Raw genomic sequence first — 6203 nt, 5'->3', positions numbered from 1 at the left:
TTGTGATCAGGCAGAGACAGCACGCGCCCCGCCAGTCAGGCTCCGGCATCAGATACCGGTTCGGTCATTCGAATTCAGGAAGATGGCGCGGCACGCGCATGCAGACTCGCGTCGCACGCAGGCACACACAGGAAACCGGGAGGAGAAAGGCTGGCGAAGAACACCGCGGCGCGGTCCGCGCAGGCAGCTGGGGAGATGACAGAATCGTTGACGACGTCCGTCGCCCTGCTCATTGCATCGTTGATTGCAAACCGCGTGATCAATTGAAACCTCGACTTCCATTTGAGGGTCAACGACGAGGAACAACCTGCGCGGGGGATGACAGCGCCAGGGTGGTCCCGATCGGCTGCGACTGCCGGGGTCTGTAGACAAACGGCAATCTTCTGACGCCGGGTTTGTGACCCGAAGCGCCGCCGGATAATAACCACGTTTTTTGCTGGAGAGGCAAACAAAATGTAGGAAACGTGCGAAATAAATATCGGACGTTTCTTACGCTGCTCAGACGATATCCGGCCAATACACCGCTGGATATCAGAAGTAGGACGCTCAGTCCCGATGGAACTGGCGCAATCGGTAGCCAAGCGCGTTCAGCACGGCATCGATGTGCCAGGTTTCAGGCCCAATGGGCCACTGCTCGTCCCCGTATAATGCGAAAGTAATGCCAGCACAAAGGCCTGCCATTTTGCCGGCTAAATAAATTCGAAAATTTTCGAAGCCAATTTTATATCCCATGCGCAAGCGAAGCTCCGCAATACGCAAAGCAAAAAAACAAGTCAGCCCGAGGCACTATTATTATCAAAGCCGGCAATACTGACCGGAAATAAATTCAACCACCTACCCAGTGCGCTCCGACACACCCTCATTGTTAGATTGTTCCCGGGATGATTCTGCTTTATGAAGGGACCGCCACCTGATGATAGTTGCAAGTCTGTACGCTAGCTGCCCAGGCTAATATACCGTTGTGAGATGCCTGCGACTCCGCTGCGGGCACTCTGAGTGCCCGAGCTATAAAAAGTCGAAGTTTACCGAGCTTACACCAGGTTAGTGGTAACCCCCTGTTGAACGAGCAACTCAGCATCCACCGCAGAATGGCCATAAACGTTGTAGATCACGCCGCCCACAGTCACGTCGCCTTGGGCCGACCAGTCACCGGGCGTATTGTTTCCCGATAGCTGATCATTCAAATTGACGACATCGCCAGCATTGCCATTGATCATTAACTGCACATGATCATCGTCGACAAACAAAGAAGTCTGACCCAACGCCAGAACATCGTTCAGCGAGAGTGTTAACGCATTGTTACCTGTTCCGGTTATGTCAACAATTTCAATTGACTCGAGCTTTCCGGCAATATTGTCCAGATTAAGAACTTGGTTTGTTCCTACAAGACTCAAAGTATCCCTGCCCTCACCGCCATTGACGATACTGCTGGCGTCATTCAAATGCGCCGTATTGTTTAACGCAAATACGTTGTCGGCATCATCGCCGTAGTAGGCACCCGTACCTTCGATTTGTTGGAGAGCTGGAGGATCTACATGATCGAAACTGCCATTGGAGAATTTGAAATTGTCGACCCATGTCCAGTCACCATCTGTTCCAGCAAACTCAACGGTGGTGAATGTCTTGCCATCAGGGAGCTGAAAATTGACTTCCTGAACACCTGTTGGTACTGAAGGCAACATCACTGTATGTACCAACTCACCACTGGCGCTCAAAAAGTTCAACGTAATAGGGCGAGAGGCGTCTCCAACCAGAAATGACATCGAACCTGCTTCAACTCCACCGTTAAGGGAGATCGAGGGGTTGGCGCGGGTGTTCGTCGTTACAAAACTGAGGCCAACGGACGGTGCATTGAAGCCGTCGATCAGACCTCCTTCAATGACTCCCAAGGGGCTGTTACTGGTAGTCCAGCCACCCCAATTGAAAGTAAAGGCGCCAAAATCCTTTACGCCTCCTGCCGGAATTCCTTCCCCCGTCGTCTCACTCTCAAAATCAACCGTCTCCAGAACGGGCATCAGCTGCTGAGATACATTGCCGGCGACGTCAATGAGCACAGCGTGGGAATTGGTCATTGCTGCGCTGGCATTCGTGGTGATGTCTACCTTGCCGTCGTCGATCTGCGCCTGTGTCAGTTGCACTTCGAAACGATCTTCACCAACGACGAGCTGAACGGTGTCACCCGGATTGATGCCATTACCATCAAAGTTAACAGTTACAACAGCGCCATTGAACTCCAGGGATGTCGGCGCACTCGGTGCAACGGTATCCAGATCGACATTCTGACTACTGATGGCATTGACGTTGCCTGCCAGATCTACCACTCGCGTCTGGATAACCCAGTCGCCATTATGTGCAGTCAGGTCAACATAGCTCCAGGTGCCATCAGCATTCAGTAGCGCATCGCCCCATGTGGCCCCTTCATCTGTAGATACTTGAACTTTTTCGCCTGCGACCAGTGCAGCTGTCAGGGAGCCCTCAATCAAGCGACCCGCCGTGCCGTCATTGGTTATGAAGTCAGTGCTACTGCTGCCACCATCCTTACCCATGCTCTCGACAGTCGTTTGAACTTCAGGGGCAACGGTTTCAACAATCACCACGTAAGGTTCGGAGGCCTCACTCATGTTGCCCGCAGGATCGCTGACAGCCATCGTGAGGTTGTGAGTACCGTCAGTCAGCGCGTCTTCAGGGGTAAACGTCCAATTGCCGTCAGCATCGACAACAGCGCTGCCAATAACGGTGCCGTTGTCACTGATGATCACCGTGTCGCCCGGCTGTTGGTTGCTGCCACTCAGGGTCGGAGTGTTGTCGTTGGTCAAACCGCCATTGGCGATCTGACCGATGCCGGTATCAACATCATCGACCACGCTGTCGATGCCACCATTACCGCCCTCACCCGGCTTGCCCGGCGCGACGGTTTCAACGATCACGACGTAAGGATCGGAAGCCTCACTGACATTGCCCGCAGGATCGCTGACCGTCATGGTGAGGTTATGAGAACCGTCGGTGAGCGCCGTGTCAGGTGTAAACGTCCAGTTGCCATCGGCATCGACAACAGCGCTGCCAATGACGTTGCCGTTGTCACTGATGATCACCGTGTCGCCCGGCTGTTGGTTGCCGCCACTCAGGGTCGGAGTGTTGTCGTTGGTCAGGCCGCCGTTGGCGATCTGGCCGACGCCCGAGTCAACATCATCGACCACACTGTCGATGCCACCATTGCCGTCCTGGCCCGGCTTGCCGGGGGCCACGGTTTCAAGGAACACCACATAGGGATCGGACGCTTCGCTGACATTGCCTGCCGGATCGCTGACGGTCATGGTGAAATTATGAGTACCGTCGATGAGCGCGGTGTCAGGCGTAAACGTCCAGTTGCCACTGGCATCGACAACAGCGCTGCCGATGACGGTGCCGTTGTCGCTGATGATCACCGTGTCGCCCGGCTGTTGGTTGCCGCCACTCAGGGTCGGAGTGGCATCGTTGGTCAAACCGCCATTGGCGATCTGACCGATGCCGGTATTAACATCATCGACCACGCTGTCGATGCCACCATTGCCGTCTTCGCCTGGCTTGCCCGGCGCGACGGTTTCAACGATCACGACGTAAGGATCGGAAGCCTCACTGACATTGCCCGCAGGATCGCTGACCGTCATGGTGAGGTTATGAGAACCGTCGGTGAGCGCCGTGTCAGGTGTAAACGACCAGTTGCCATCGGCATCAACAACAGCGCTACCGATGACAGTGCCGTTGTCGCTGATGATGACCGTGTCGCCCGGCTGTTGGTTGCCGCCACTCAGGGTCGGGGTGGTGTCGTTGGTCAGGCCACCGTTGGCGATCTGGCCGACGCCCGAGTCAACATCATCGACAACGCTGTCGATGCCACCATTACCGCCCTCACCCGGTTTGCCCGGAGCAACGCTTTCAACGATCACCCTGTAAGGATCGGACGCCTCACTGACGTTGCCCGCGGGGTCGCTGACAGCAATGGTGAGTTCATGGCTGCCCTCAGAGAGAGGGGTAACTGGCGTAAACGTCCAGTTACCGTCGGCATCGACAACAGCGCTGCCAATGACGGTGCCATTGTCACTGATGATCACCGTGTCGCCCGGCTGTTGGTTGCCGCCACTCAGGGTCGGAGTATTGTCGTTGGTCAGGCCGCCGTTGGCGATCTGGCCGATGCCGGTATCAACATCATCGACCACGCTGTCGATGCCACCATTGCCGTCTTCGCCCGGCTTGCCCGGCGCGACGGTTTCAACGATCACGACGTAAGGATCGGACGCCTCACTGACATTGCCCGCAGGATCGCTGACGACCATGGTAAGGCTGTGAGTACCGTCGCTGAGCGGTGCTTCAGGTGTTAACGACCAGTTGCCATCGGCGTCAACAATAGCGCTGCCGATGACGGTGCCGTTGTCGCTGATGGTCACCGTGTCACCTGGCCGTTGATTGCCGCCACTCAGGGTCGGGGTGGTGTCGTTGGTCAGGCCGCCATTGGCGATCTGACCAAGGCCCGAATCAACGTCATCAATCACGCTGTCAATGCCGCCGTTGCCACCTTCGCCCGGTTTGCCAGGGGCCTCGGTTTTAACGTTCACCCAATACGGATCGGAAGCCTCGCTGCTGTTTCCGGCAGAATCGGTGACAACAATGGTCAGGTTATGAGTGCCATCGATGAGCGGCGTTTCGGGCGTAAACGTCCAGTTGCCATTGGCATCGACAACTGCGCTGCCGATGATCACACCGTTGTCGCTGATGATCACCGTGTCGCCCGGTTGTTGATTGCCCCCACCCAGGGTCGGAGTAGTGTCGTTGGTATAGCCGCCGTTGGCGATCTGACCGGCGCCAGGCTCGACATCATCGACCACGCTGTCGATGCCACCATTGCCACCCTCACCCGGCTTGCCCGGGGCGGTCGCATCGATAGTCAGCACATAGGGGTCTGAAGCCAACCCACGATTACCGGCTGCATCCACAGCGACTGCCGAGAACTCGTAAGTTCCATCAGAGAGCGCTTGCGTCGGGCTGAACGACCAGTTACCGGCGGCATCGACCGGCGCTTCGCCAATTTTTACCCCATTGGCAAAAATCTCGACCGTCGCACCGGGTTCAGCACGCCCCCGAAGGGTAGGAGTGTTGTCATCCGTGAAACCGTTTTGTGCCACGGGATCTTGCTGATCACCGGCATTGTCGAGCACATCGACAATCATTGATTTGCCAGGTGCCGTGATATCCACAATGAACTCGAAGCCTTCGGAGGGAGCGCTCTGATGACCCTGCGGATCCTCTTCAACGAAGATGATTTCGTGCGCACCGCCACCCAATGCCGGGTCTGGAGTGAACGTCCATGCACCGTCATCTCCGACGATCGCTTCGCCGATAATTTCGTCGCCGTCGTAGACAATGATGGTATTGCCAGGCGTACCCACCCCATTGAACGTCGGGGTGGTGTCATCAGTCGCCTCGCCGCTCACTAACGGGCCGGTCTGGTCGCCAACGTTGTCGCCGGAACTGCCAAGATTTGGGGTGACCGGAAGCGCCGCCGCAACCTCATCCTTATGACTGTCGTCATCACGACTGGCCGCATACCCCGCGCCCAACAAACCGACACCCGCCAGACCCAGCAGCGCCGGCCAGAACCAACCGATACCGACGCCAGTGACCAGGCCATTGCCAAAGCCCACCATCTGCTCCGAACCCAGCACCTGCGGCGACGACATACCATCGATCAAAAACGGTGCGGAATGATCCTGCTCCGCGTCGGAGGAAATGTACTCGTAGTAAGCGCCGTCTTCGCCCACACCGATCAGTTGGCCTTGAGCATCGAAGAAGCCTTCGATGATCAGCTGCGGCTGGTTCAGGTCCGTGCCTTCCAGGGCAACATGCAGGTCCTTGCCCACGCGCTTGATGGTGATGTTTTGCGGTGCGACACCCTTGTCGCCCTCGGCGAGAATGTACTTGCCATCAGCGATGGCCTTGATGCGAACGGGCTTGCCGGAACCATCGTTCGGCAATTCAGTGGTCTGGGTAATGGTCTTGCCATCCACGATGGCGACGTTCACTGCGTTTGTATTCAACTGACACGCCTCACTCGAAAAATTGGCCAACGCCTGGATGGACATTGGGCTGAAGATCAACCGGTGCGTACCGCCAGAGATACGTACCTGAGATGGTTCAATTTTCGATTCGAGAGAGGCTTACAGATATGA

General features: G+C 56.4%; 1 protein-coding gene. It reads right to left on the bottom strand.

The genetic code is table 11. From position 1 onward, the window contains the following. Positions 1–1031 precede the first annotated feature (1031 nt). Positions 1032–6071 (bottom strand): Ig-like domain-containing protein, encoded by a 5040-nt coding sequence (locus JJN09_RS12200; protein ID WP_249490350.1) that lies wholly within the window; start codon positions 6069–6071, stop codon positions 1032–1034. Positions 6072–6203: the final 132 nt, after the last annotated feature.

This window comes from Pseudomonas sp. HS6 (genome assembly GCF_023375815.1).
GTDB lineage: Bacteria > Pseudomonadota > Gammaproteobacteria > Pseudomonadales > Pseudomonadaceae > Aquipseudomonas.
Note: the sequence above shows the minus strand (reverse complement) of the source record. Positions and strands in the feature narration are given on the sequence as shown.